Below are 1768 nucleotides of genomic sequence, written 5' to 3' on the forward strand. Positions count from 1 at the left end.
TTGATAACATAAAGAAAAGAACATCCCAAAATTGGGAATTGAAAAACATTCAGATTTCTCACAACTTAATAGAGTATCACTCTTTTGACAAAATTAGAACAGCTAACGATACGAATTGCGTTAGGCTTCATTTTGGCTTACAAGGGAGTTACGATTTCAGTTTTACCCAATTGAACAGTTCCTATTCACTTTCAGGCCACCACAATAATATTATGTACTCCGATGGATTCGAGATCGAAGTCCAAAATAAAAGCAAAAGAGTCGAAACATTTGGTATAAACTTTAATACTGATACATTTATTGAAATTGGTCAAAATGGCAATGAGCCATTAAAGCGGTTTACGGACAAAATAATGAGCCGGAAAAACGCTATCCTGTCCAATGAATGGAAAACGAACAACTTTAAAATTCAGCAAGTAATAAACGAGATTATCAATTGTAGCTACAAAGATCAATTGAAAGACTTGTTCCTGTTATCAAAAAGTATAGAATTGTTGGTGCTACAAGCCGAAACCTATGAACAGGCAGCTCAAAATCAATTTATCAAAACCAAAAAAGATAAAGAAAAATTAATTGAAGCCAAAGAACTATTAACCAACAGCATTGATAATCCGCCAACTATAGTAGAACTCTCTACACTAACCGGAATTAACGAATACAAACTCAAAAAAGGGTTCAAAGAGCTATTTGGAACAACTATTTTCGGGTACATCCACGGAATTAGGATGAGTATGGCAAAAAGGCTCTTACTAGGAACAGATAAGACTGCACAGGAAATTTCATATCAAACAGGCTACAGCTCGCCACAACATTTCTCAAAAGCCTTTAAAAATACGTTTGGGGTTTCTCCCAATAGTATTAGGAATAATCCAGATACTGCAATGAAAGACATTGATAATGCTGCATCTTTGGATTTTAACTAAAATCAGTTTAAGATGAACAAACCGATGATTATCAAAGAAGAAGTTTTTTCAAAGCAAATCCAAGCAAAGTCTGGGACTTATTGACCAACCCCGAAATGACCAGGCAATATATGTTTGGTTGCGAAGTACGGTCCGATTGGAAAATTGGAAATCCTATTTTGTGGAACGGCAAAACCGAAAATGGAGAAGAACTAACCTATGCCCAAGGGGAGGTTATTGAATATGAAGAGGAAAAAAAAGTGACATCGACAATGATTGACCCAAATATGGGAATACCTGACATTCCAAGGAATTATATCAGCCTTACCTATGAAGTAATTCCACAAGAAACAGGTTGTAAACTGGTTATTACACAAGGAGACTTTCAAAATGCCGATCATGCAGAAAAGAGATTTGAAGAATCAAAACAAGGCTGGAAATTGGTAATCCCGACAATGAAAAAGGTATTGAATGAATAAAAGCCGGCAGGAGACCGTTAGCGGGCATTGTTAAACGGAAAAATATGATAAAAAATGGAAAAAACATCGGCTTTTTGTTCAACGACAGGGTTTACCATTGCGGGGTAAGTATTACGGACGATTATATTGGCGGAAAATGGAAAGCTATTGTTTTGTGGTATCTTAAAGAAGAACCTTTACGTTATTCTGAACTGAGAAAGAGAATCCCGGACATTACCGAAAAAATGCTGAATATCCAGTTGCGAAAGCTTGAAGCCAGCGGATTGGTCATGCGAAAGGTCCAGGGAACTAAACCGCCCTTAAAAGTGGAATACGCACTGACGGAATTTGGCAAGACCCTTATTCCCGTATTGGATGCCATTGCCAACTGGGGTTGGGAATTAGGGT

General features: G+C 37.1%; 2 protein-coding genes and 1 pseudogene. All 3 read left to right on the forward strand.

Annotation, left to right across the window (positions count from 1 at the left end; translation table 11 throughout):
- Nucleotides 1–923, forward strand: a 923-nt coding sequence (locus KN811_RS21715; protein WP_216335044.1) for a helix-turn-helix transcriptional regulator, incomplete at its 5' end; no start/stop codon positions are given.
- A 62-nt stretch (nt 924–985) separates the two neighbouring features.
- Nucleotides 986–1381: pseudogene (locus tag KN811_RS21720) on the forward strand (SRPBCC domain-containing protein); the annotation flags it as partial.
- 44 nt (nt 1382–1425) lie between these two features.
- The coding region (locus tag KN811_RS21725; protein ID WP_216335048.1) for a winged helix-turn-helix transcriptional regulator at nt 1426–1768 on the forward strand (343 nt) is incomplete at its 3' end.

The sequence above is a fragment of the Sinomicrobium weinanense genome (genome assembly GCF_018863395.1).
GTDB lineage: Bacteria > Bacteroidota > Bacteroidia > Flavobacteriales > Flavobacteriaceae > Sinomicrobium > Sinomicrobium weinanense.